Origin of the sequence: Caballeronia sp. M1242 (genome assembly GCF_017220215.1) — a bacterium.
GTDB lineage: Bacteria > Pseudomonadota > Gammaproteobacteria > Burkholderiales > Burkholderiaceae > Caballeronia.
Genome location: NZ_CP071132.1, coordinates 227,210 through 250,781, shown reverse-complemented (window position 1 = coordinate 250,781; position 23,572 = coordinate 227,210). Strand labels below are relative to the sequence as shown.

The window sequence follows — 23,572 nt, the reverse complement described above, 5'->3', positions numbered from 1 at the left end:
GCATGGAGGAGACGCTCTTGCTGAAGAACATTGACCCGCTTCTGAACGCCGACATTCTTTACGCGCTCGCCGCGATGGGACACGGCGATGAAGTCGTCGTTTGCGACGCCAACTTTCCCGGCGATTCGGTCGCGCGGCAGACGGTGCTCGGCAAGCTCTTGCGGATCGACGGCGCGAATGCGCCGCGTGTCGTGCGCGCGGTGCTGTCGGTGATGCCGCTGGACACATTCGTGGACGATCCCGCAGGCCGCATGGAAGTCGTCGGCGACGCGACCGCCTTGCCCGCCGTGCAGCGCGAAGCGCAACGCGAAGTCGATCACGCCGAAGGCCGCGAAGTGGCGTTCGCGCCGATCGAACGCTTCGCGTTCTATGAGCGCGCGAAAAAGGCGTATTGCGTCATCCGCACGGGCGAGACGCGCGGCTATGGCTGTTTCATCTTCAAGAAAGGCGTGCAGCTCGCGCCGGATGCGCCGCAAGGGGACGCGCCATGAGCGGCAGCGTCGTCATCCTCGGCATCTATGTGACGGACCTCGCTTTCCGCGCGCAGCGCATGCCTTTGCTTGGCGAAACGGTGGCGGGCTCCGCGTTTGCGATGGGACCGGGCGGCAAGGGTTCGAATCAGGCCGTGGCCGCCGCCCGCGCGGGCGCGGACGTCATCTTCTGCACGCGCATCGGCAACGATGCGTTCGGCAAGATCGCGCAGGCCACGTGGGCGGCCGAAGGCATTACATCGCGAGCCAGCGTGATAGACGATATCGCGACCGGCGCCGCGCATATCTACGTGGACGAAAACACCGGCGGCAATGCGATCATCGTCGCGGCGGGCGCGGCCGGCACGCTCGGCCCCGCTGACGTGGATGCGATCGAAGCGGACATCGCGAAGGCAGCCGTCTTCGTCACGCAACTGGAGCAGCCCATTCCGGCCGCGAAACGCGGGCTCGAACTCGCCCGGAAGCATGGCGTGACGACCGTCTTCAACCCGGCGCCCGCGCTCGCGCTCGACGACGATATCTATCCGCTTTGCGACTACATCACGCCGAATGAGACCGAGGCGGCGGCATTGACGGGAGTCGCCGTGAAGTCTGTCGACGATGCGCGTCGCGCGGCGGATGTTCTGTTGAGCAAGGGCGCGCGCGCGGCGATCATCACGTTGGGCGAGGCGGGCGCGCTCCTGCATAGCGCGAGCGAATCGGTGCTGGTTCCCGCGTTCGAATGCGGACGCGTGGTCGAAACGGCCGGCGCGGGCGATGGCTTCACCGGCGGTTTCGCGGCGGCGCTCGCGCGCGGCGACAGCGCGCTCGATGCCGTGCGCTTCGGATGCGCGTTGGCGAGCATCTCGGTCACGCGGCCCGGCACCGCGCCTTCGATGCCTCGCCTCGACGAAATCAATGCATTGTTGAGCGAAAGGAGCGTGACGCAATGAAGGCGTCGAAGTGGCTCGCTGACCGGCAGTTCAACTTTCTGATCGGCGTGAATCTGCTGGTGGTGATCGTCGCGACATGGCTTTCGCACGGCCAGTTTCTCGACATCGACAATCTTCAGTCGATGGGCGGCCAATTGCCCGAACTCGGCTTGCTCGCGCTCGGCATCATGTTGTCGATGGTCTCGGGCAATGGCGGCATCGACCTCTCGGGCGTCGGGCTCGCGAACCTCTCGGGCATGGTCGCGGCGATGGCTCTGCCGCACATCGTCTCCGCCGACGATTCGCCCGCGCTCTATACGGCCGTGTTCGTCGGCATCGTCGTCGCGATGGGCGTGGTCGGCGGCCTGCTGAACGGTGTGGTCATTGCCAAGCTCAGGCTGACGCCGATTCTCTGCACGCTCGGCACCCAATTGCTGTTCACGGGCATTGCCGTCGTGTTGAGCAACGGCGCATCGGTGCGAGTCGAATATGTCGATCCGCTATCGAACATCGGCAATGGCACGTTCCTTCAGGTGCCCGTTTCGCTGTGGATCTTCATTGCGGCGGTGCTCGGGCTCGGCTGGGTGCTCAAGCGCACGCCGTTCGGCCTGCGGCTTTACCTGATGGGCACGAATCCCAAAGCCGCCTTCTATGCAGGCATTCCGCGCGCGCGCATGCTGATTCTGACTTACGGCATGTGCGGCGTGCTCGCATCGCTCGCGGGTCTCATCAGCGCAACGCATACGTCCAGCGCGAAGTGGGATTACGGCAACTCTTATCTCTTGATCGCGATTCTGATCGCGGTGATGGGCGGCGTGAATCCGGCGGGCGGCTACGGACGCATTGTCTGCGTGTTTCTCGCGGCAACGGTCCTGCAGTTCCTGTCGAGCCTCTTCAATCTGCTTGGCGTCTCGCAGTTTTTCGGCGATTGCGCGTGGGGCTTCCTGCTGCTCGCGTCGCTCGCCTTCGCGGGTGGCGAACGCGTGCGCGCGATCTTCGGCATCGGCGGCGCCAAGCCCACATCCAAGATTCCACCGCCGCCTGCATCGACGGGACGTTGACCACTCGCTGTGTGATTGCTTCAAAAGACCATCGAACGACATTCGAAACATAAAGGAGACAACACGATGAAGCTCAAGACTTTCGGCACCGCGCTGACCGCCATTGCGCTCGCTGCCGGCGCAGTCATGGCCGCCCAGGCCGCGACGAACGAAACCATCGTCACGGTCGTCAAGGTGACCGGGATCAACTGGTTCAATCGCATGGACGACGGCGTCAAAGAGTTCGGCAAGGCGAACCCGAACATCAATGTGTATCAGACGGGGCCCGGCCGCGCCGACGCCGCGCAGCAATTGAAGATCATCGAGGACTTGATCGCGAAGAAAGTCACTGCGATTGCAGTGGTTCCGTACGATCCGCCGACGCTCGAACCCGCGCTCAAGAAGGCAATGGATCGCGGCATCAAGGTGGTCACGCATGAAGCCGACAACGCAAAGAACACGATGGTCGATATCGAAGCGTTCGACAACACGGCATACGGCGCGGGCCTGAACGAACGTCTCGCGAAGTGCATGGGACAGCAGGGCAAGTGGGCGGTGCTGGTCGGCTCGCTCGGCAGCCGCTCGCAGGTGCAATGGGCGGACGGCGGCATCGGCAACGCAAAGGCCAAGTATCCGAAGATGGATCTCGTCGAGCCGAAGCTCGAAACGAATAACGACGGCGAGCGCGCGTATCAGGTCGCGAAGGAAGTGCTGCGCAAGCATCCGGATTTGACTGGTTTCCAGGGCTCGTCGTCGCTGGATGTGATCGGCATCGGGCGCGCGGTCGAAGAAGCCGGCAAGGTCGGCAAGATTTGCGTGTACGGCACGGGTCTGCCCACTGAAGCGGGCAAGTTCCTCGAAAGCGGCGCCATCAACGGCATCGCCTTCTGGGACCCGAAGCTCGCCGGCATCGCGATGAACAAGGTGGCGCAGATGCTCGTCGACGGCAAGACGGTGGAGAACGGCGCGGACCTCGGCATTACCGGCTATAACAAGGTCACGGTGAGCAAAGGACCGGGCAAGGGCGTGATCGTTCGCGGCACCGGCTGGGTGGACGTGGACAAGACGAACTACAAGCAATACCCGTTCTGATGCGACTGATGTGATGTTAGCGGCGCGCGACGTTCGACGCGCGCGCCGCCCGAATCCATATGCCATGACCCAAGAGACACCGCTCCTCGAAGTCGTCGATATTCATAAACGCTTTACCGGCGTCTATGCGCTGCGTGGCGTGAGCCTCGCGTTTCAGCGCGGGCAGATCTATCACCTGCTCGGCGAAAACGGCTGTGGCAAGAGCACGCTCATCAAGATCATCTCGGGCGCGCAGCCGCCGGACGAAGGCGAGCTCGTGATCGAAGGCGCGCGTCATGCGCGGCTCTCGCCGCTCGAAGCATTGTCGGCCGGCATCGAGACCGTGTATCAGGACTTGTCGCTCCTGCCGAACATGAGCGTTGCCGAGAACGTCGCGCTGACTTCCGAGCTCGCGGAGCACGCGGGCAAGCTCGCGCGCACGTTCGACCGGCGCGCGCTCGCGACGACCGCGGCACGCGCGCTCGAAGCCGTGGGTTTGCCGGGCGATGCCGAGTTCCAGAAGACGCTGATCGAACAATTGCCGCTGGCGACGCGCCAACTCGTTGCCATCGCGCGCGCCATTGCGAGCGAAGCGAAGTTCGTCATCATGGACGAGCCCACGACGTCGCTCACGCAGAAAGAGGTCGACAACCTGATCGCGGTGCTTGCAAGACTGCGCGCGCAAGGCGTCGCCGTGCTGTTCGTGAGCCACAAGCTCGACGAGTGCTACGCGATCGGTGGCGAAGTCATCGTGCTACGCGATGGTCAGAAGATGGCGCAAGGACCGATCGAGCACTACACGAAGGCGCAGATCAGCGAGCTCATGACGGGCAAGCATCTCTCGACCGACCGTTACCGCGAAGAAGGCGAGGCGCGTGCATCGAAAGTCGTGCTCGACGTGAATGAACTCGGCCGCAAGGGTCAGTTTGCCGACGTATCGTTCGCTCTGCATGAAGGCGAGATACTCGGCGTGACGGGACTGCTGGACTCGGGCCGCAATGAACTGGCGCGCGCGCTCGCGGGCGTGGCGCCTGCGGACAGCGGCGTCGTGACGCTCGACGGCATGCGTGTTCGCCTGCAATCGCCCGCGGACGCGAGAACGCAACGCATCGGCTATGTGCCGGAAGACCGCCTGAACGAAGGGCTTTTCCTCGACAAGCCGATCCGCGATAACGTCGTGACCGCGATGATCGCGAGCTTGCGCGACCGCATCGGGCAAATCGATCGCAAGCGCGCGCAAGCGCTGGCCGAGCGCACCGTCAAGGATCTGCAAATCGCCACGCCCGATGTCGACAAGCCGGTGCAGTCGCTTTCCGGCGGCAACCAGCAGCGCGTGCTGATCGGCCGCTGGCTCGCGATCAACCCACGCGTGTTGATTCTGCATGGGCCGACAGTGGGCGTCGATGTAGGCTCGAAGGACATCATTTACCGCATCATGCAGCGGCTGTCGAAAGAGGGCATCGGCATCATTCTCATCAGCGATGATCTGCCCGAACTGCTGCAAAACTGCGATCGCATTCTGATGATGAAGAAAGGCCGCGTCGCCGGCGAATATCGCGCCGATCGTCTGACCGAGGCCGATCTGTATCACGCGCTACTTTCTGAGGCAGCATGAGCATGAGCGAATCCATCCGCGGCGCCGCAAGCGAGACCGTGCCGCAAGCCGTGAGCAATGTCGCGCCGCGCGTGCGCAAGGGCAGTCTCTACGCGCAATTGATGCGCAAGCCGGAGTGGTTCACCGTCGGGCTGATCCTGGTCACCTGTCTGATCGTGGGCAGCCTCAACCCGCGCTTCTTCCAGTTCGCGACGCTCTTCGACATGCTGCATTCCGCGACCACGGTGTCGCTGTTTGCGCTCGGGACGCTCGTCGTGCTCGCGTCGGGCGGTATCGACGTATCGTTCACCGCCATCGCTGCGTTGACGATGTATTCGATCACCAAGGCGGTGTTTGCATGGTGGCCCGAATGTCCGTTCGCGCTGATCGTGTTGACGGGCGCATTGGGCGGCGTGCTGCTCGGCGTGGTCAACGGCATGCTTGTGCATCGGCTGAAAGCGCCTTCGCTGATCGTCACCATCGGCACGCAATACCTGTTTCGCGGCTTGTTGCTGACCTTCGTCGGCACGCAGTTCTTCATGAACATTCCGCACAGCATGGATGTGTTCGGCCGCTTGCCGCTTTTCTATTACCACACGGCGGACGGCTTGCGCGCGGTGCTTCCCGTGTCGGTGCTGGCGCTCGTGATCGCGGCGATCGTCACATGGTGGCTGCTCAATCGAACGATGATGGGCCGCGGCGTCTATGCAATGGGCGGCAGTCTCGCCATTGCGGAACGGCTCGGCTATAACCTGCGCGCGATCCACTTGTTCGTGTTCGGCTACACGGGTTTGCTCGCCGGCGTGGCGGGCATTCTGCATGTATCGACAAACCGGCTCGCCAATCCGTTCGATCTGGTCGGCACGGAACTCGATGTCATCGCTGCGGTGATTCTCGGCGGCGCACGCATTACTGGCGGCACGGGAACGGTGACGGGCACGCTGCTCGGCGTGGTGCTCGTCACGCTTATCAATAGCGTGCTGATTCTCGTGGGTGTACCGAGCACGTGGCAGAAGGTCATCATCGGCGCATTCATTCTCATCGCAGGGACGCTCTTCGCATTGGGTCGCAGGCAATAGCGCAACGCGCGGCGCATTCGGACTTATGGGACTTACGCTTCGGCTATTCGCGTGAGTCCGTGCGCCGTTGTCCTTCCTCGGTGATGACAGAGTCGAAGTCGGAGATCTGCGAGAAGCGCACCGCTTTCACCTTACCGAACTTACTCGCATCGACGACAAGATGCCGCTCGACCGAACTCGCCATGGCCGCTTGCTTGATAGCGACTTCATGAAAGTTCCAGCACGTCACGCCGCGTACTTCATCGACACCGCCGGCCGACATGAATGCCTTGTTGATTCCCATGCGCCGAAGCGTTTCGACGCTTTCATCGCTGGCGAATGATTCAGACGAAGGCACGTACACGCCGCCGAGCAAAATCATGCGGATGTTGGGCTTGCGGCGAAGAATCTCCGCGACGTTGAGCGAATAACACACCACGGTCAAATGCATTTCAGCGGGAATCTGCCGCGCCAGTGTCGTCAACGTCGTGCCGCAGTCGATGAACACAGTCTCGTTGTTCGTGAGCAGGCGCGCGGCATGACTCGACGCAATGGCTTTCGCTTGCGCGAAGTGATCCTTCTCTTCGTCGATGGTATAGCCCGCTGCATTCGGCAAGTCCGCCGCGCTCACGATATAGCCGCCCAGGTAAGTGAACTGCCCGGGGTTGGCCGCAACATCTCTGCGCACCGTCATTTCGGAGACACCGAGAAGGGCGGCGGCATCGCGAAGACGCATCACGTTTTGTTTTTCTAATGCGCTCGAGAGCGTGCGGAGGCGGTCGATCTTGGCCATCGTTTTGCAGTGCTTTCCACGCGTCGCCGAATGTGAGTTTCTGGTCTTACGTTGATAAGATTATAACAACGCAAGGCGCGTCGAATGCGCGCCTTGCGTGAGTTCACGGGTAAATACGGAGCGCGTGCCGCTTATGCGCCTTCGTTCTCTTCGAGCATCACTGCGAGCGTGCCGGCTTCGCTTTGCACGCCGGCATCGAGGTCGATTTCATTGGGCGTCATCTTTGCAATGGCGCGTAAGAGGCGCGGCGAAAACGTTGCGCCGAATAGCGCGATGGCGTCTTCGCGGCGCCGGTCGTCGGCATGCGCGAGCGAGCGCAGTTCGCTGAGCGGAAGTCCGACGAACAAGTCGAGCGGATACGGCGGAGCAGCAAGCGCGGCGGCCGCGGCCGTTGCCGCCGTCGCGCCCGGGGCGCGCACGCGCAAGCCCGGCTGCAAATGTTCCGCGAGTTCCATTGTGATGTCGTAATCCGCCTCAAATTCGAGGGATGTTCGCGCTTCGCTCTGCAGGAAAGGCGCAACGGTTTCCAGACGAGCGAGTTCTTCATCGGTAAGCAGCATGACATTTCTCCTTCGATAAACGCAGACGAGGTTCCCTTTATCGGACACTTAGCTAAATGCTTGCCCGGTAGCCGAACGAACCCCGAACGGCTCTGGCGGAAAAATTGACTCACGCAGTGCGCTGTGCATCGAAGAAGCTTGCGATGGCTTCATTCACTGCTTCGGTTGCGTCGCGGTGAGGCGAATGACGGCAGCCCGGCAGCTTGACGAGATGAGCGTGCGGAACCGCTGCCTTGATCTTGTCGATCTGCTGCATGGACGCGTATTCGTCGTCATAGCCTTGAATGGCGAGCAGAGGCCGGCGGATGGATTCGAGCGTCGTCGTGATATCCCAATGAAGAAACGCGGGATCGAGCCATGCGTCGTTCCAACCATAGAAGGCGGAATCCACATTCTGATGGTAGGGCTCAAGCCGCGAGCGCAATGCGCCGCTCTCATAGGCGCTTCGTGCCTGAGTGATCGCCTGAACGGTCATCGGCTCGACGAATACATGCGGGGCCAGCACGGCGACACCCGCCAACGACTCGGGATAAGCGCTTGCATAAAGCAAGGCGATCGACCCGCCGTCGCTATGCCCGATGATCCGCATGCGCGTGCGTTCGCTCTCGCTTATGCCGATCGCGTCCAGCAGCGCAGGCAGCACGACCTGCGCTTGATGATGCAGGAAATCAGCCGCCCAGTGCTCGTCTGCGCGACGCGGCGTCGAACGTCCATACCCCGGACGCGAATACACGAGTCCGCGGCAACCGAGGCGATCACATAGCGATTGCGGCCAGTCTTTCCATAACGCAATGGAACCCAGTCCTTCGTGCAGGAATACCGCAATTGGCGCGTCTTTGAGCTCCGTGTTGAGCCATTGATATTCGATGGATAGCGGATACAGAACACCGGTCACCTGAGCAAATTGAACAGCGTCGATAGCGCTTGTGGAATCATTCATGGCTTGAAATGTCGCGCGAAGAATCACTCATTGAGGTTCAAGGGTACCAGACGAGTGATCGATGAAACGGTCGGCAGCATCGCCGCATCATGCCGTATGTTTCGTCAGCTTCGCGACGCCCGCCGAATGCGCGAGTTGATCCACTGTCAGGCGAATGGCGTCGATCAGCGCGCGGGCTGCCGGAGAAGGCGTGCTGCCCGCGCGTAACGTGAGCCCGATATCGCGCCGTGTGTTGTGCATCGCGATGTCGAGCACGACGAGTTGCCTCGACTCGCATTCATAGAACAACTGCTGGGCCGATACGACCGCGAGCATATCGGTGTGCGTGAGCAAGCCACGGATCACGGCAAGGTCAGCGGTCTCGACCGTCGGCATCGGCGGTTTCAGTCTGAGCCGCTTGAATTGCGCTTCGAACATGCCGCGTGCGGGCGCGTGACTGCGTGGCAAGACCCATTGCGCGGCGCTCAACTCTTTTAGCGTCAAACCCTCGGCTCTAGCCAGCGGATGATCGCGCCGCGCGATGACCACCATGTCCTCCGACATCAGGCGTTCGTTGGTCAATCCGCTCGATGCATCGTTCGGCCTGAGCGCGCCCAGCACGAAGTCGATATCGCCCGCTCGCAAGCCGGCCACGAGCGGTTCGTAGGCGCTCTCGTCGGTGGCGATGCGCACTCCCGGATAGTGCGAGGCCACGCGCGCGATCGCGCCCGGAAGAATCAGCGTCCTGCCGAGCGGCAGCGCGCCGACGGTCACATAGCCTTGAATGGTGCCGCGCAAAGCCGCGATATCGTCCGGGATGTGGCGCAGTTCGTTGAGCGCGCGACGCACATGGAGCACGAACGTCTCGCCTTCGCTCGTGAGCAACAGGCCGCGCGGGCTGCGATAAAACAATTGCATACCTGCGCCCGTTTCCATGATGCGGATCGCGCTGCTGACTGCGGGCTGACTGATGCCGAGCGTCTGCGCGGCGCTCGGCATGTGTCGATGACGCGCCAATGCCGAGAATAACTGTAGCCGCCGCGTATTGAGCAGGAACGCAGGCAATGTGTTGCCGTTGGCCGAGCGTCGCCGTGACTGCCGTGCGGAGCACCATTTGTCGAGTGCTTCGAGCTCCGCGAAGATCCGTTCGCAACGCAGAAGAACGGCGCGACCCGCAGGTGTCGGCAACATGCCTGACGGGCGACGTTCGAGCAGCGTCTCGCCTACGGCTGCTTCCAGTTCCTGCAGGGAGCGCGTGACAGCGGATTGCGCGCGAAAGAGGGCGGCGGCCGCGCGCGTCGCGCTGCCCGTGTGCGCCACAAGCCTGAACGCGCGCAGATAAGCGAGGTTGAGCAGTTCGCGGTTATCCATGGCTATGCTGAAAGAGTCGTAGCCATCAGTTTAGTTTATCGGCACGCCGGGACGCGAATTCAGTCTTCGATCGCGCCATGCACGCCTTGCTCGCCGCGCTTCCAATAGGCGGAGGCGCGAATGCGGCGCTTGTCGATGCCTCGCTCATTACACAACAGCTGGCGCACCGCGCGCATGAGCGCGGCCTCGCCCGCGGCCCACACGTAACCGTCGCCGTCGGGAAGATACGTTCCGCGCAACGCGAGCAAGAGATCGCCGCCCGGGTACGTGGACTCGCTGCGGTAGCACCACTGCAGATACAGATCGGCGCGTGTATCGAATTCGATTCGCGCGGAGGGATCGGCGACTTCGAGCAGCGCCGCCACGCGCGTGCCCGGCGGAAGTTCCTCCAGGCGACGGGCGATGGCGGGCAGCGCGGTCTCGTCGCCTACCAGCAGATGCCAGTCGAACTGCGTCGGAATGACGAACGAGCCACGCGGCCCGCCGATGCCGAGGTAGTCCCCCGGCGCGGCCTTCGCTGCCCACGCGGTCGCGGGGCCGGCGTCGTGAAGAGCGAATGCAATATCCAATTCGCGCGCCGCCCGATCGAAGCGCCGTGGCGTGAAGTCGCGGGCAATGGGCCGCGGTTTGGCGGGATCGAACACGGGACCGTCCGGGCCTGCCTCCGGCACCACCGGCATGCTTTCGCCCGGCTGCGGGAAGAAGACCTTCACGTGGTCGTCGAACGAGGCGGTCTCGAAGTCGGCGAGCGCCTCCCCCGTGAGCGTGATGCATACAAAATGCGGATTGATCAGCCGAACTCGCTTGACCTGCAACAATCGGAACCTCAGCGCGTGACGCACGCGCGTGACTTCCAGTTCGGCGCGGCCTTGTTGTGCTTCGACGAGTGAATCGCTCATTCTGTCGTTCCTTTTGCCTGCTTCGGCGCATTGTCTTGTTCGATGTCGGCCGTCGCGCGTTCGAGAATCGCGGCGATGCGGCGCTGCTCTTGCGGCGATGCATCGGTGCGCAGGAGTAGCGCCCGCTTCAGCGCGCGTCGTGCTGCGACGAGTTCGGGCACCCAGCCGCCGTCTCCGGCATCCTCGTCGACCTGCTCGCCCGCGTAGGCTCGTCGTACGAGGTCCATCTTGCGTGCAAAATGCAAAAGCTTGGCGAGCATCAGGTCGACGCGTTCCTGATTCGCCGCGAGGTATTCACGGCCCGCATCCGACAGGGCGTAGCGCTTGCGGTTGCCTTCCATCTCGATCGTCGCATAGCCCAGTTCTTCCAGATACGTCAGCGCCGGATACACCATGCCGGGGCTCGGTGCGTAGAAACCGTTGGAGCGATCCGCCAGCGCCTTGATGAGTTCGTAGCCGTGGCGCGGCGCCTCGGCCAGCATGGCGAGCAGCAAGAGTTGCAGGTCTTCGGACGAGAATTTGCGGCCGCGCGGCATGCCGCCCATGTCGTCCGGGCCGCCGCCGAAACCGCCCGCACCGCCGGGACCACCGGCGCCGAAGCCGCCGCCAAAGCGCCCACCGCCGCCGTGCCGATGACGCCCGATCATCGCCCAACCGCGCCATGCAAGGCGATCGAGGCGGTCTAGGGCATCGAATGGGAAGCCGGAACTTAAGCCGCGCGAATCGTCGCGCTTGCCGTGAAAGCAACGTGATCTCATGACTCACTCCGTTATGTCGTAAAACATATCTAACGATATATATCGTAAGAGTGTCTGTCAAGGCGTTCTTTTTCGCACCGGAACGGGGCAACGGGAGCGTTCGCGGCATGAGGCGTCCTTGAAGCCGGTATGCAAAAGACAGCGTGCACCCGCCGGCACGCTAAAAGCTCGGTGCGTGCACGGAGCGTGCTAAAGCACCCGCATCCTTCGACAAATACAACCACCTCTGCATGCCGGCATATCTCGCACTGGCACTGGTATTCATGTTCAACATGGCGGGCACGACGTTGCCCACCGCGATCTATCACGACTACCAGACGACCTACGGCTTCAGTCCCGCGACCATCACGGTCATCTTCGCTGCCTACGCGATCGGCGTGCTCGGCGCGCTGCTGGCGATGGGCAGTTGGTCCGATCAACTCGGGCGCAAGCGCATGCTCATGGCGGGCCTTGCTGCATCCGCCGTCTCCGGGTTGATCTTTCTTGTCGCCAACGGCCTCGTCATGCTCTTGCTCGGACGTCTTGTCTCGGGCATCTCGGCGGGCATCTTCACGTCGACGGCGACGGTCGCGGTGATCGAATCAAGTCCGTCCGACTCGCGCTCGAAGGCGATGCTGGCTGCAACGTCATCGAACATGCTCGGGCTCGGCTTGGGACCTGTCCTCAGCGGAGCGCTTGTCGAGTTCGCGTCGTGGCCTATGCGTCTTTCGTACCTCGCGCATATCGCATTGCTGGTGCTCGCCTTCCTATTGCTACGCGCCGCGCCTGAGACCGTGCGCGTGGCGGATCACCCTAAACTGCACATGCAACGCATCGCACTGCCGCGTGAGGTGCGCGCTGCATTCGTGCCGGCTGCGTTGTCTGGATTCGCGGGCTTTGTCGTTGTCGGATTCTTTACCGCCGTTTCGCCGCAACTCATGCGCACCGTGCTCGGGTATCACAGCGACTTACTGATCGGCCTCGCAGTGTTCTTTATCTTTCTCTGCTCGGCGGTCGGTCAGGCGGTCGAGAAGCGCATTGCGCAAAGATCGCGTCAGCCTACTGGTTCAGTCGCGCTCGTCGTCGGTCTTGCGCTGCTTGCGCAATGCGCATGGCAGCGTTCCTCCACCGCATTCGTCGTCGGAACAATGCTGTGCGGACTCGGGCAGGGCATCAGCTTTCGCGCCGCACTCGGCGAGCTATCGAATCGCAGTCCGACCGAGCGCAAGGCGGAAGTGACAGCGGCGTTCTTCGTCGTGCTGTATGTGGCGATATCGCTGCCCGTCATCGCGATAGGCGTCGCGGTGCAACGCATCGGCATCGCACCCGCGACGATCACGTTTGCCGCGATCACGGTCGTTATCGTGCTTATTTCCCTCGCGTGGCTGCACCGCGTCGAGAAGGCGCAGTCATAGCGACGGACAAATCTGCATAGAGCGATTGATAATATCCGAAGGATTGCCGGAATCCCCTCGATGCATCTCTGCGATGGGGCCTAAACCACACACACTGGCGAATAAGATATGGCAAAGGGTAGCGACAAAGACGAAGTCTTGAATAAGCACGGCGATAAACAGGGAGATGGCCAAAGCATCGGCCGGCCGGCGGACGGCGAACTGGAAGGTAGCGCATATTCACCGTTAGGCAATCCCGGGCTCAAACATTGGCAAGCCAGCCAGATCTCACGCCCTGGACTGGATGACCGCAGCAATATCTTCTTCGCTGCCGTCGAAATGACGCGAATGCCGATGGTCGTAACCGACCCGAATCAACCGGACAACCCGGTCGTTTTCGCCAACCGCGCATTTCTCGACTTAACCGAGTACACCGAGGAGCAGGTTCTCGGACGCAACTGCCGATTCTTGCAAGGCGCCGAAACCGATACGCGCGCTGTGGATGAAATCCGCAATGCTCTGCGTGAGCAGCGTGCGGTCGCAGTTGACGTGCTGAACTACAAAGCGAGCGGCAAGCCCTTCTGGAATGCGTTGTTCATCGGCCCCGTGTTCAATAAGGAAGGGAAATTACTCTACTATTTCTCATCGCAGATGGACATTACTCGCCGCCGGATCTCGGAGCAGTCGTTCCTGCAGGCGCAGAAGATGGAGGCCATCGGGCAGTTGACCGCCGGGCTCGCGCATGACTTCAATAACCTGCTACAGATCATCACGGGGAATCTGGAACTGGCCGCAGCGTCTCTCGACGACAGACAGGCGACCCGCGAAGCAATCGGGCGCGCCATGTCGGCGGGGGAGAAAGCGGGCAAACTCACTCAGCAACTGCTCACGTTCGCTCGAAAGCAACGTCTTGAACCGAAACAACTGAATCTGAATACGCTGGTAGTCGAGTTCAGTGAGATGTTAGTCAGAACGCTCGGCGACAAGATCGACCTGCACCTGGACCTGAAGCCTGGTCTGCCGGCTTGCACCATCGATGCCACGCACATGGAGATGGCATTGCTGAATGTGCTTATCAATGCTCGGGACGCCATGCCCAAGGGAGGAAGGGTCACGGTCGCCACTTCGGTCATCAATGATGCGGAGCGAATCGAGGCGCATAATCTGACACCCGGAATCTACGTCGTGATCTGCGTGATCGATCACGGTGAAGGCATGACGCCGGACGTCCTGAGACGGGCCACCGAGCCATTCTTCACGACCAAGGGGCCGGGCACCGGTCTCGGCCTCGCAATGGTTCATGGCTTCGTCCAACAGTCGCACGGCCGGCTCGAAATAGAGAGCACGCCCGGAGAGGGAACGACGATACGAATGATCTTCCCGGTGGTCAGTCAGGCGGAAACTGATGTCAGCCAGAAAGGCGACAAATCTCTGAACTGGAGCACCGAAGCGATTCTTGGCAAGCATACGGTGCTGGTCGTGGACGACAACCGCGACGTTCGGGAACTCGCGTATGGCCATCTGAAGAATCTCGGCTATCGCGTATTGTCCGCGCAGAGCGGGGAAGAAGCATTGAAAGTGATCGAGCGATATGGCGATGTCGATTTGCTTTTTACTGACATCATCATGCCCGGAGGAATGAATGGGTTGCAACTCGTCGAGCGAGTCAGGGAACGAAAACCAGATATCGCCGTGCTGCTCGCGACGGGATATATGGATCAACTTCCCGCCGCGAACGTATCCGCAGCGCCCCTCACGACACTCACGAAGCCTTATCGAGTGAGCGACCTGGCCGAGCACGTGCGCGCTTCGCTCGAGAAGAAGATCCCGTCACAGGCAGCTGATGATTTTCGCCATGAAGGATGAGAACCGGACAAGGCACGTCCTGATTGTCGATGACGAGGTCGCGATCGCGTACGTTTTTCAGCGCTACTTCGAGTTGCGCGGATTCCGCGTCTCTGCAGCCTACGATGGAAACGCTGCACTTGCCATTGGTCAAAGCGAATCGATCGATGCACTCGTCACCGATTTTCGTATGCCCGGAATGAACGGGCAAGAGCTTATCGAGCGACTCAGGCAGACTGTCCCGCATCTGCCTGCGATCATCGTATCCGGATTCGGTGGGGAAATTGGCGAACGTCCGGCAGGAGTGCGCGTTATCGGCAAGCCTGTCGAGCCGACATACCTCGTCGAGTGCGTCAAAGAAATGCTGGCTGATGCGGAAACCGTTCAGTGGTTGAACCGCCCGAAAGATTAATGGTGAGAAAATGCTCAGCGTGGCAGCGTGAGCTCAGAAATCGTTTATACGAAATTACCGCAAGAACTTCGAAAGCACCATGACATAAGCCGCTGTCACCGCGAGCTGGCACAGCGTGATGGGCAAGCCATAGCGCAGAAACCGGGCGAACGTGACCGGGCGTCCTTCGTTCGCGCAGACGCCCGCGGCGACGATGTTCGCTGCCGATCCGATCAGCGTGGCGTTCCCTCCGAGCGTCGCCCCATACATCATGCCGACGAATACGGGTATCACTGTCTGAGGCCACTCTGTGAATCGATGCCCATCGCCGCTTCAGGGACGAATTCGGCAGTCACGAGATAGGCTTTCAACATCACAATGGAAGCGGCCGCAACTGGCACGTTGGCCAATAGCGACGGCAACAGGCCGATGCCGCTAATCATCGCGAGCGTGACGAGCGTCAGATTAGTCCCGAACCATTCGTGGAACTTCGACGCCATCACTTGAAGCAGGCTGGTTTTGACCATTGCCTGCACGAGACACACGGTCATGTCGATCACGCTGAAGGCGATCACCAGTATGACCGCCGAGAAGACGCCGACTACGAGATAGATTTGCCAGTCGCTCACGATGCGTTCCTCCCCGCTTCATTGCATCGGCGGGTCGCTCGACGTGTCCCGCAGCACGCATACCGTCGCGCCGTTCAGGGAAAAGTCGACATCCATTCCTGTCCAGCGTCCAGACGCATCCTGAGCCGAGAAGCCGGCTATGCCTTCGCTCACGCCGCATCGGAGCACGCCTCTCGCCTCGATCTGAGCGAGCGTCTCTGAACCGGCGGCCAGCGATGCGGTCGGCAACACGAGCATGTGCAGTGCCGCGAGGGCGACCGCGCAGATGCGTTCGGCAGCTCGTTTCATTGCCTTCCCGGTTGATGATCCGAACGCATGGCCGATTTGCTAGACATGGCGCAAGCAACAATGCGTCACGCATGTCTCGTTAGCCCTGAATAAGTTGTAGGCGAATCACTGTTCGTTTCAAACCGCCTATTCCTGGGATTGTGGCCTTCCTCTCTCGCTTCAGCGAGAGAGATGTTGTAAGTGAATGGATAGTCTCTGTTGAGAACGTAAAGCGCCCAAGCTCAATAGTTCGAGTGCTTGAAATTTGTAGCTCCTAACATATCCTTGCAACGTATCGAATGACGAGGCGACCATGAACGATGCTCCTGTCCTAGACGCAGCCTCCCGTCGCGCGTCAGCGACGAATGAGCCCGCCGATAATCCGTTGCAGCACGACATCGTAAGGAACCTGATTTGTCGTCAGGCGCGCTACCCGGACATCGCTACCCGTCAAGACTGGTACATGGCGCTCGCGTTCAGCGTCAGAGACCGAATGCTGGCGCGCTGGGCCGCATCGATGAAAATCTATGCGGCGAAAGACGTGAAGGTCGCGTGCTATCTGTCGGCTGAATTCCTGATCGGTCCGCAACTCGGCAATAACCTGCTCAATCTGGGCATGCAGGGCGAGGCTCGCAATGCGTTGAATGCACTCGGTCAGGACCTCGACGCGCTGCTTTCGGTCGAAGAAGAACCGGGCCTCGGTAATGGCGGACTGGGACGCCTCGCCGCCTGCTACATGGACTCGCTCGCCACTCTCGAGATACCCGCGATCGGTTACGGCATTCGCTATGAGTTCGGCATCTTCGATCAACAGATCCGCAACGGCTGGCAGGTCGAGGTCACGGACAAGTGGCTCGAGAAAGGCAGTCCATGGGAAATCGTGCGACCGGACGTGTGCTATTACGTCGGCTTCGGCGGAAACACGACACAGCGCACCGACGATCAAGGCCGTCTCTGCATTGATTGGAAACCGGCGCAGCAGGTCAAGGGCGTGGCATGCGATTTCCCGGTGCAAGGCTACCGCGTGGACACCTGCAACGTGCTGCGGCTGTGGAAGAGCGAGGCAGTCGAGTCATTCGACTTTCAGGACTTCAATGCCGGCCAATATTACGAGGCGGTGCAGGAGAAAGTCTTGTCGGAAACGCTATCCAAGGTGCTATATCCGAACGACGAACCGGAAGCAGGCAAGCGACTGCGACTCGCGCAGCAGTACTTTTTCGTATCGTGCTCGCTGCAGGACATGTTGCGGCTCATGACAATCAAAGGCACGTCGGTACACCAATTTGCCGATCTTTTTGCTGCCCAACTGAACGATACGCATCCGTCGATAGCGGTAGCCGAATTAATGCGTCTGCTTCTCGACGTGCACGGCCTGCCGTGGGACGAAGCGTGGGACATTACACGGCGCACGTTCGCCTATACCAATCACACCCTGTTGCCTGAAGCGCTCGAAACGTGGGGCCTGCCGCTCTTCCAGAGCATGCTGCCGCGCGCGCTCGAAATCATCTATGAAATAAACAGCCGTTTTCTGGAAGATGTACGGCGCGCCTTTCCGGGCGACGATGCGCGCGTGGCGCGCATGTCGCTCATCGACGAGGCCGGCGACAGAAAGGTGCGCATGGCGCACCTCGCCACGGTCGGCAGTCATGCAGTGAACGGCGTCGCAGCACTGCATTCGGATCTACTGAAGCAGACGGTGATGCGGGACTTCGCCGACATGTTTCCCGAACGGTTCTGCAACGTGACCAACGGCGTGACGCCGCGCCGCTTCTTAATGTTGAGCAATCCCGGACTGACACGTCTGCTCGACACGACCATCGGCGACGGATGTGCCACTGATCTATCGAGGCTCGATGCGCTGACAGCGCTCGCGGATGATCGCGGGTTCCATGACGCGTGGCGTTCCGTGCGGCGCGAGAACAAAGCGGCGCTCGCAGGGCGGATCAGGGATGCCACTGGCATCGTCGTCGATCCCGACGCGCTCTTCGACATACAGGTCAAGCGAATCCATGAATACAAGCGCCAGCATTTGAATGCGCTGTATATCGTGAGTTTGTACCGTCGGTTGTGCGCGAACCCGGACATTTCCTGCGCGCCGCGCTGCTTTATCTTCGGCGGAAAGGCTGCTCCCGGTTATGCGATGGCCAAAATCATTATCCGTTTGATCACGGGCATTGCGGATGTCATCAACAACGACGCCGCTATCAGGGGGCGACTGAAAGTCGTCTTCTATCCGGATTTCAATGTCAAGAACGGACACTGGATCTATCCGGCGGCCGACCTCTCCGAACAAATATCGACGGCGGGAAAGGAGGCGTCGGGCACTGGGAACATGAAGTTCATGATGAACGGGGCGCTCACAATCGGCACGCTGGATGGCGCCAACGTCGAGATTCGTGAGGAAGCGGGCGCCGAGAACTTCTTTCTCTTTGGGCTCACTGCTCAACAGGTCGAGCAGGCAAAGCGCGAAGGATACCGGCCGGCTCAATACATGGAGTCGAATGAAGTTTTGCGCGATGCACTCGAAGACATCGCGCAGGGGCGCTTCTCGGGCGGTGACAAGAACGTATTTCGGCCGCTGGTCGATAACCTCATGCAATCTGACCCGTTCCTTGTGTTGGCCGACTTCGCGGATTACTGCGCATGCCAGGAACGCGTAAGCGCAACATGGGGAGATGGGCAGCAATGGACTCGCATGTCGATCATGAACACCGCGCATTCGGGCAAGTTCTCGTCAGACCGCGCGATCAGCGAATACTGCGAGCGCATCTGGAAAACGTCGGCAGTGAGGATCGATCTTGCTCAGAGCTAATGTCGACAGCGTGCGCAGCTATCGCGTGCAGCCGGGTTCCCGTTTTCCTGTCGGCGCGACAGTTGCGGAGCGTGGCGTCAACTTCTGTCTCTTCTGCCGGCACGCAACAGGCATGGAGCTATTGCTCTACGCATCGACGGAAAGCACCGAGCCGTTCCAGATCGTGTCGCTCGCGCCAGAGGTGAACCGGACGTTCTATTTTTGGCATGTCTTCGTCGAAGATTTACCGGTTCACTGTTGTTATACGTGGCGTGCCTGCGGTCCACATGGCGTACCGCAAATGGATGACGCTGCCGCGAGCCGCAAGGAACTGCTCGATCCGAACGCGCGCGCGATCAGCGACCGTTTCTGGAACCGCCAGCAGGCTTCCGAGGCGCAAGGCGCGCCACACGCATCGTTCAGGGCCATCGTCACGGAACCTGTCGGAACGCGCGACGATGTTGAGATTCGCACGCTGGACGATGCCATCATTTATGAATTGCACGTAGGTGGTTTCACGCGGCATCCGTCGAGCGGAGTCCGATGTCCCGGTACGTTTGCCGGTCTGATAGAAAAAATCCCTTATCTGAAGGAATTGGGCGTCACGCATGTCGAGTTGCTTCCCGTTATGGCGTTCGACGAGCAAGACGTTCCGCCGTCCGCAGCCGCCATAGGACTCACGAACTACTGGGGCTACAGCACGCATAGCTTCTATAGTCCGCATTCGCGCTACTGCGTCGAAGCGACACGAGCGCCGCAGGAATTTCGCGCGCTCATCGACGCCATGCACGCAGCGGGCATTCGCGTGCTGCTGGACGTGGTGTTCAATCACACAGCGGAGGCCGGTGCAAATGGGCCTGTCATCAACTTCAAGGTGCTCGCCAACGAGATCTTCTATCATGCCGATCCGGCCGATGGCGGCCGTTACCGCGACTACACAGGTTGCGGCAACACGATCAACTGCAATCATCCGCTGGTATGCGCGTTCATCTTGCGATGTCTGGAGTATTGGGTACGCGACTTAGGCGTCGATGGTTTCCGTTTCGATCTCGCGAGCGTCTTTACGCGCGGCGAGGGCGGCGCACTGTTGAGCACGCCGCCGTTGCCGTGGGCAATGGAGGCCTCTGAAGTGCTTTCGCGCGTGCCTCTCATTGCGGAAGCATGGGACGCGGCTGGCCTGTATCACGTCGGCGCGTTTCCAGGGATGGCGTGGGCCGAATGGAACGGACGCTATCGCGACGTGATTCGACGCTTCGTGCGTGGCGACGCGGGACTCATCGGGCAAGTATGTACATGCATGGCGGGAAGCGCGGACCTCTATGAGTCGGACGGCAGGCTGCCTGCCAACAGCATCAACTTCGTCACCTGTCACGACGGCTTCACGTTGCTCGATCTCGTCAGCTATCACGCGAAGCACAATGAGGCGAACGGCGAAGACAACCGCGACGGCACCAACGATAACCTGTCGTGGAATTGCGGCGCGGAAGGCGAGACGCGCGATCCGGCGGTAACCGCTCTGCGCCTTAAGCAGGCGCGCAACTTCATGGCGATCCTGCTCTTGAGCCAGGGCGTGCCGATGATTCTCGCGGGTGACGAAGTCCTGCGCAGCCAGCGAGGCAATAACAACGCGTTCTGCCAGGACAATGAACTCTCCTGGCTTGATTGGCGCACATCGCGCGATGCGCTCGACATGTTGCGGTTCGTGCGCGAAATCATCGCACTGCGCAAGCGTCACGCGAGTCTGCGCCGGCGTCGCTTTCTGACGGGACGGCCTGCAAACGGCGACGCTTATCCGGACGTTGCATGGCACGGCGAGCGACTGGGGGAACCGCAGTGGCATGACCCCGGAGCACGTCTCGTTGCCTTCACGCTTGCCGCGCAAGAACCGGGCGAAGCCATGTTGCACGTCGTGATGAACATGTACGACGATGCGCGCGTAGTCGCAGTGCCTGTGGTTAAAAGAGAGAGTTGGCGCCGCATCGTCGATACATCCGCCGCACCGCCACTCGATATTGTTTCGGATCGGGAAACGGCGATAAAAGAGACGGACACCTGTCGCGTCTCGCCGCGCAGTGTAGTGGTCCTCGAATTGCACTGAACGCGGCAAGACCGTGCTAAGCAAACGCCGCTGGACTGCTTCAAACAAACCGCCTTTAATGTTCGTGTATCGCTGCGTTGCCTGATTCAAAAACGGGAGGCCGCATGGATGCAGTCAGAACGTTTCTCGAAAGCCAATCGCTTTTCGCATTGTTTCTCACGATCGCATTAGGCTATCTCATCGGCGAGATCACGATCAAAGGCGTCGCGCTCGGCTCGGGGGCCGTGCTGTTCGTCGGACTCGCCGTCGGCGCCTTTGCGCCGAAGTCGGCGCCGCCGGCCTTGCTCGGCACGCTCGGCTTGCTGCTGTTTCTATACGGCATCGGCATTCAGTATGGCGCGCAGTTCTTCAGAGGGCTCACGAGCCGGGAAGGAGCGAAGGCGAACGCGGCCGCTTGCCTCGGCGTGATTGCCGCGGGTCTCGTGTCATGCGCTTTTATCCGCTTCGGCATCACGCTCGCTGATGCGCTGGGCATGTTCGCCGGCAGCGGGACCAGCACGGCAAGTCTTCAAGTCGCCATTGCGTCGATGAAGAGCAACGATGCGGCCGTGGGCTATAGCGTCGCTTATCCGTTCGGCGTGGCCGGTCCCATTCTGTTTCTCTATGCGCTTAACGTGCTGCTGAAAGTCTCGATTCCGAAGCCGCCAGCGAAGGTACTCGAAACGGCAGAAATAGCGCTCAAGAACGCGAGCTTCTTCGGGCTGCGCTTATCGGAACTATTGAGCCGCTTGCCGCTGGGCGTGTCGATTGCGGCGGTGCGGCGCGCGCACCGTAATCAGTTGCCCGCCGACGACTTCATCGTGCAGTCCGACGACGTGCTGCTTGTCACCGCCACGGACAAGCGCCTGCTCGACGAGGCCACGGCCTTATGCGGCGAGTCGCAGCCAGGACGCATCGCGAGCGATCGCGAAGACATCGACTATATGCGCGTGTTCGCATCGAATTCGGCGGTGGTCGGCATGCCGCTCGGCAAGCTGCGCTTTCCCGGCGGCGTGAACTGTTCGATCGCGCATGTGCGCCGGGGCGACGCCGATTTACTCTCGACGCCCGATCTCATTCTCGAAGCAGGGGACCGCGTGGGCGTGCTCGTGAATCGCGCGCATCGCGCGACGATTCGGGCGTTCTTCGGCGATTCGATCAAGGGCACGGCGGACCTCAGCTTCATTTGCCTCGGAATAGGCGCTGCGGCGGGGCTGTTGCTGGGCGCTGTTCCGTTGCGTGTGCCGGGCCTCGGCAGCTTCAGCCTCGGTCTCGCTGCGTTGCTGCTGCTCGCGCTGTGCCTTGGCAAAGCAAGGCGCAACGGACCGTTCGTGTGGGTCATGCCGCTATCGGCGAATCTGGTTCTCCGCAACCTCGGGCTCACGATTTTTCTTGCGCAGGTCGGCATTTCATGCGGGCCGAAATTCGTGGCGACCGTGGGCACAGCGGGGCCGCTGCTGCTCCTTTACGGCGTGATCACGCTGCTCGTGCTCGTGGGCGTCACAGCCGCGTCGTGTCTATGGCTATTCAAGCTGCCCTTCGATACCTCGGCCGGCGTCGTATGCGGCGCGACCGGCAATCCTGCCATTCTCGCCTTCGCCAATCGTATCGCGCCCACGGATCAGCCCGACGTCATGTACGCGATGATTTTCCCGTCGATGACCATCGTCAAAGTGCTGTTCGTGCAGATCGCAATCTCGCTGGCTAGCGGCTAGCTCTCGTATTGGAGATGAAATCATGGACGTGGCGATATTCAGTTCGACGCGTTACGAGCGCGAGTTTCTGGACCAGGCGAACGAATCCGCGCACCACAGGCTCAAATACCTCGACGTGTCGCTGAATCGCGATACGGTCGGAGAGGCCGCAGGATTCGGCGCGGCGTGCATCTTCGTGAATGACAAAGCAGACGCCGCCGTTCTGGAGGCGCTGAAAGGCGGCGGCACCGGATTGCTCGCGCTGCGCTGCACGGGCTTCAACAACGTCGACCTCGAAGCCGCCGCGCGCCTTGGGCTGAAGGTCGTTCGCGTCGTAACTTATTCGCCGAACTCAGTCGCCGAACATGCCGTCGCGCTGTTGCTCGCCATTAATCGAAAGGTGCATCGCGCCTACAACCGTACGCGCGATTCCAATTTCTCTCTCGACGGACTCACCGGCTTCGATCTGTGCGGCAAGACGGTGGCCGTCGTGGGCACCGGTAAAATCGGCTGCGTCTTTGCGAAGATCATGCTCGGCTTCGGCTGTAATGTGATCGGCTACGATCCGTATCCCTCGCAAGAATTCGAGGCGATGGGCCTGCGTTATACGCAGCCAGGTGAGATCGGGGAAAAGGCCGATGTCATTTCACTGCACTGTCCGCTGACGCCCGCGACGCATCACATCATCAATGCGGACACGCTTCAGCGTGCCAAGCGCGGCGCCTTGCTCATCAACACGAGCCGCGGCGCGCTCATCGACACCGGGGCCGTGATAGAAGCACTGAAAAGCGGGCAACTGGGCGGGCTCGCGATCGACGTGTACGAGCAGGAGGCGGACTTGTTTTTCCGCGATCTGTCCAACGAAATCATTCCGGACGACATCATTCAGCGGCTCATCTCATTCCCCAATGTGATCGTGACCGGGCATCAGGCGTATTTGACACGCGAGGCGCTTACGACTATCTGTGAGACGACGATCGCGAGCATTACTGCGTTCGAGCATAACGACCCGCTCGTGAACGAAGTCAAGACCGGGTGAT

22 protein-coding genes are annotated in these 23,572 nt (G+C 60.9%); 13 read left to right on the top strand and 9 right to left on the bottom strand.

The features are described 5' to 3' along the window. Positions 1-17: 17 nt before the first annotated feature. The 6 genes from JYK05_RS24650 to JYK05_RS24625 all read left to right on the top strand — a co-directional run bounded on the left by JYK05_RS24650 (position 18) and on the right by JYK05_RS24625 (position 6,186). Complete coding sequence (locus tag JYK05_RS24650) at positions 18-491, top strand: RbsD/FucU family protein (protein WP_206470876.1); 474 nt, start codon at positions 18-20, stop codon at positions 489-491. Beyond that, positions 488-1,423: a ribokinase gene (rbsK, locus tag JYK05_RS24645; RefSeq protein ID WP_206470875.1), complete on the top strand. Its 936-nt coding sequence runs from the start codon at positions 488-490 to the stop codon at positions 1,421-1,423. Before JYK05_RS24650 ends, rbsK begins: the two co-directional genes overlap by 4 nt. Beyond that, the gene (locus tag JYK05_RS24640) at positions 1,420-2,463 is read left to right on the top strand and encodes an ABC transporter permease (protein WP_206470874.1); all 1,044 of its coding nucleotides are present in this window, start codon (positions 1,420-1,422) and stop codon (positions 2,461-2,463) included. Before rbsK ends, JYK05_RS24640 begins: the two co-directional genes overlap by 4 nt. 66 nt (positions 2,464-2,529) lie before the next feature. Beyond that, positions 2,530-3,534, top strand: coding sequence for an autoinducer 2 ABC transporter substrate-binding protein (locus JYK05_RS24635; protein WP_175945355.1), 1,005 nt, complete (start codon positions 2,530-2,532; stop codon positions 3,532-3,534). 64 nt (positions 3,535-3,598) lie between these two features. Then, on the top strand, positions 3,599-5,128 hold the full coding sequence (locus JYK05_RS24630; RefSeq protein WP_206470873.1) for a sugar ABC transporter ATP-binding protein: 1,530 nt from the start codon (positions 3,599-3,601) through the stop codon (positions 5,126-5,128). Further along, entirely contained in the window at positions 5,125-6,186 is a 1,062-nt protein-coding gene (locus JYK05_RS24625) for an ABC transporter permease (protein WP_371747498.1), read from the top strand. The genes JYK05_RS24630 and JYK05_RS24625 overlap by 4 nt, the downstream gene beginning before the upstream one ends. A 43-nt stretch (positions 6,187-6,229) precedes the next feature. Here the strand turns inward: JYK05_RS24625 and JYK05_RS24620 are convergent, their stop codons facing one another. The 6 genes from JYK05_RS24620 to JYK05_RS24595 form a co-directional block, all read right to left on the bottom strand. Continuing rightward, complete coding sequence (locus tag JYK05_RS24620) at positions 6,230-6,958, bottom strand: DeoR/GlpR family DNA-binding transcription regulator (RefSeq protein WP_206470872.1); 729 nt, start codon at positions 6,956-6,958, stop codon at positions 6,230-6,232. A 131-nt stretch (positions 6,959-7,089) separates the two neighbouring features. After that, complete coding sequence (locus JYK05_RS24615; protein WP_206470871.1) at positions 7,090-7,518, bottom strand: hypothetical protein; 429 nt, start codon at positions 7,516-7,518, stop codon at positions 7,090-7,092. Between the two features lie 109 nt (positions 7,519-7,627). Next, on the bottom strand, positions 7,628-8,458 hold the full coding sequence (locus JYK05_RS24610) for an alpha/beta fold hydrolase (protein ID WP_206470908.1): 831 nt from the start codon (positions 8,456-8,458) through the stop codon (positions 7,628-7,630). An 87-nt stretch (positions 8,459-8,545) separates the two neighbouring features. Then, on the bottom strand, positions 8,546-9,808 hold the full coding sequence (locus JYK05_RS24605) for a LysR family transcriptional regulator (RefSeq protein WP_206470870.1): 1,263 nt from the start codon (positions 9,806-9,808) through the stop codon (positions 8,546-8,548). Between the two features lie 59 nt (positions 9,809-9,867). Continuing rightward, on the bottom strand, positions 9,868-10,707 hold the full coding sequence (locus JYK05_RS24600; RefSeq protein WP_206470869.1) for a siderophore-interacting protein: 840 nt from the start codon (positions 10,705-10,707) through the stop codon (positions 9,868-9,870). Next, positions 10,704-11,465 carry a PadR family transcriptional regulator gene (locus JYK05_RS24595; RefSeq protein ID WP_241270142.1) on the bottom strand — a complete coding sequence of 254 codons (762 nt, stop codon included), beginning with the start codon at positions 11,463-11,465 and terminating at the stop codon, positions 10,704-10,706. Before JYK05_RS24595 ends, JYK05_RS24600 begins: the two co-directional genes overlap by 4 nt. Positions 11,466-11,695: 230 nt before the next feature. On the opposite strand from JYK05_RS24595, the gene JYK05_RS24590 reads away from it, so the two are divergent. From JYK05_RS24590 to JYK05_RS24580, 3 genes are all read left to right on the top strand, one after another. After that, complete coding sequence (locus tag JYK05_RS24590; protein ID WP_206470868.1) at positions 11,696-12,859, top strand: MFS transporter; 1,164 nt, start codon at positions 11,696-11,698, stop codon at positions 12,857-12,859. A 108-nt stretch (positions 12,860-12,967) separates the two neighbouring features. Continuing rightward, positions 12,968-14,704, top strand: coding sequence for a histidine kinase famiy protein (locus tag JYK05_RS24585; RefSeq protein ID WP_206470867.1), 1,737 nt, complete (start codon positions 12,968-12,970; stop codon positions 14,702-14,704). Further along, positions 14,694-15,095 carry a response regulator gene (locus JYK05_RS24580; RefSeq protein WP_206470866.1) on the top strand — a complete coding sequence of 134 codons (402 nt, stop codon included), beginning with the start codon at positions 14,694-14,696 and terminating at the stop codon, positions 15,093-15,095. Before JYK05_RS24585 ends, JYK05_RS24580 begins: the two co-directional genes overlap by 11 nt. Before the next feature lie 54 nt (positions 15,096-15,149). Here the strand turns inward: JYK05_RS24580 and JYK05_RS26500 are convergent, their stop codons facing one another. The 3 genes from JYK05_RS26500 to JYK05_RS26775 are packed head-to-tail and all read right to left on the bottom strand — an operon-like array spanning position 15,150 to position 15,991. Next, positions 15,150-15,368, bottom strand: a complete 219-nt coding sequence (locus JYK05_RS26500) for a hypothetical protein (protein ID WP_241270141.1) — start codon at positions 15,366-15,368, stop codon at positions 15,150-15,152. Beyond that, positions 15,365-15,703, bottom strand: a complete 339-nt coding sequence (locus tag JYK05_RS26495; RefSeq protein WP_241270140.1) for a hypothetical protein — start codon at positions 15,701-15,703, stop codon at positions 15,365-15,367. Before JYK05_RS26495 ends, JYK05_RS26500 begins: the two co-directional genes overlap by 4 nt. Positions 15,704-15,721: 18 nt before the next feature. Beyond that, the gene (locus JYK05_RS26775; protein ID WP_371826488.1) at positions 15,722-15,991 is read right to left on the bottom strand and encodes a hypothetical protein; all 270 of its coding nucleotides are present in this window, start codon (positions 15,989-15,991) and stop codon (positions 15,722-15,724) included. A 292-nt stretch (positions 15,992-16,283) separates the two neighbouring features. Between JYK05_RS26775 and JYK05_RS24565 the strand changes: the two genes are divergently transcribed. From JYK05_RS24565 to JYK05_RS24550, 4 genes are all read left to right on the top strand, one after another. Then, on the top strand, positions 16,284-18,782 hold the full coding sequence (locus JYK05_RS24565; protein ID WP_206470865.1) for a glycogen/starch/alpha-glucan phosphorylase: 2,499 nt from the start codon (positions 16,284-16,286) through the stop codon (positions 18,780-18,782). Further along, on the top strand, positions 18,769-20,859 hold the full coding sequence (locus JYK05_RS24560; protein WP_206470864.1) for a glycogen-debranching protein: 2,091 nt from the start codon (positions 18,769-18,771) through the stop codon (positions 20,857-20,859). Before JYK05_RS24565 ends, JYK05_RS24560 begins: the two co-directional genes overlap by 14 nt. 104 nt (positions 20,860-20,963) lie before the next feature. Next, positions 20,964-22,553 carry a TrkA C-terminal domain-containing protein gene (locus JYK05_RS24555; protein WP_206470863.1) on the top strand — a complete coding sequence of 530 codons (1,590 nt, stop codon included), beginning with the start codon at positions 20,964-20,966 and terminating at the stop codon, positions 22,551-22,553. Between the two features lie 22 nt (positions 22,554-22,575). Continuing rightward, the gene (locus JYK05_RS24550) at positions 22,576-23,571 is read left to right on the top strand and encodes a 2-hydroxyacid dehydrogenase (protein WP_206470862.1); all 996 of its coding nucleotides are present in this window, start codon (positions 22,576-22,578) and stop codon (positions 23,569-23,571) included. Position 23,572: the final 1 nt, after the last annotated feature.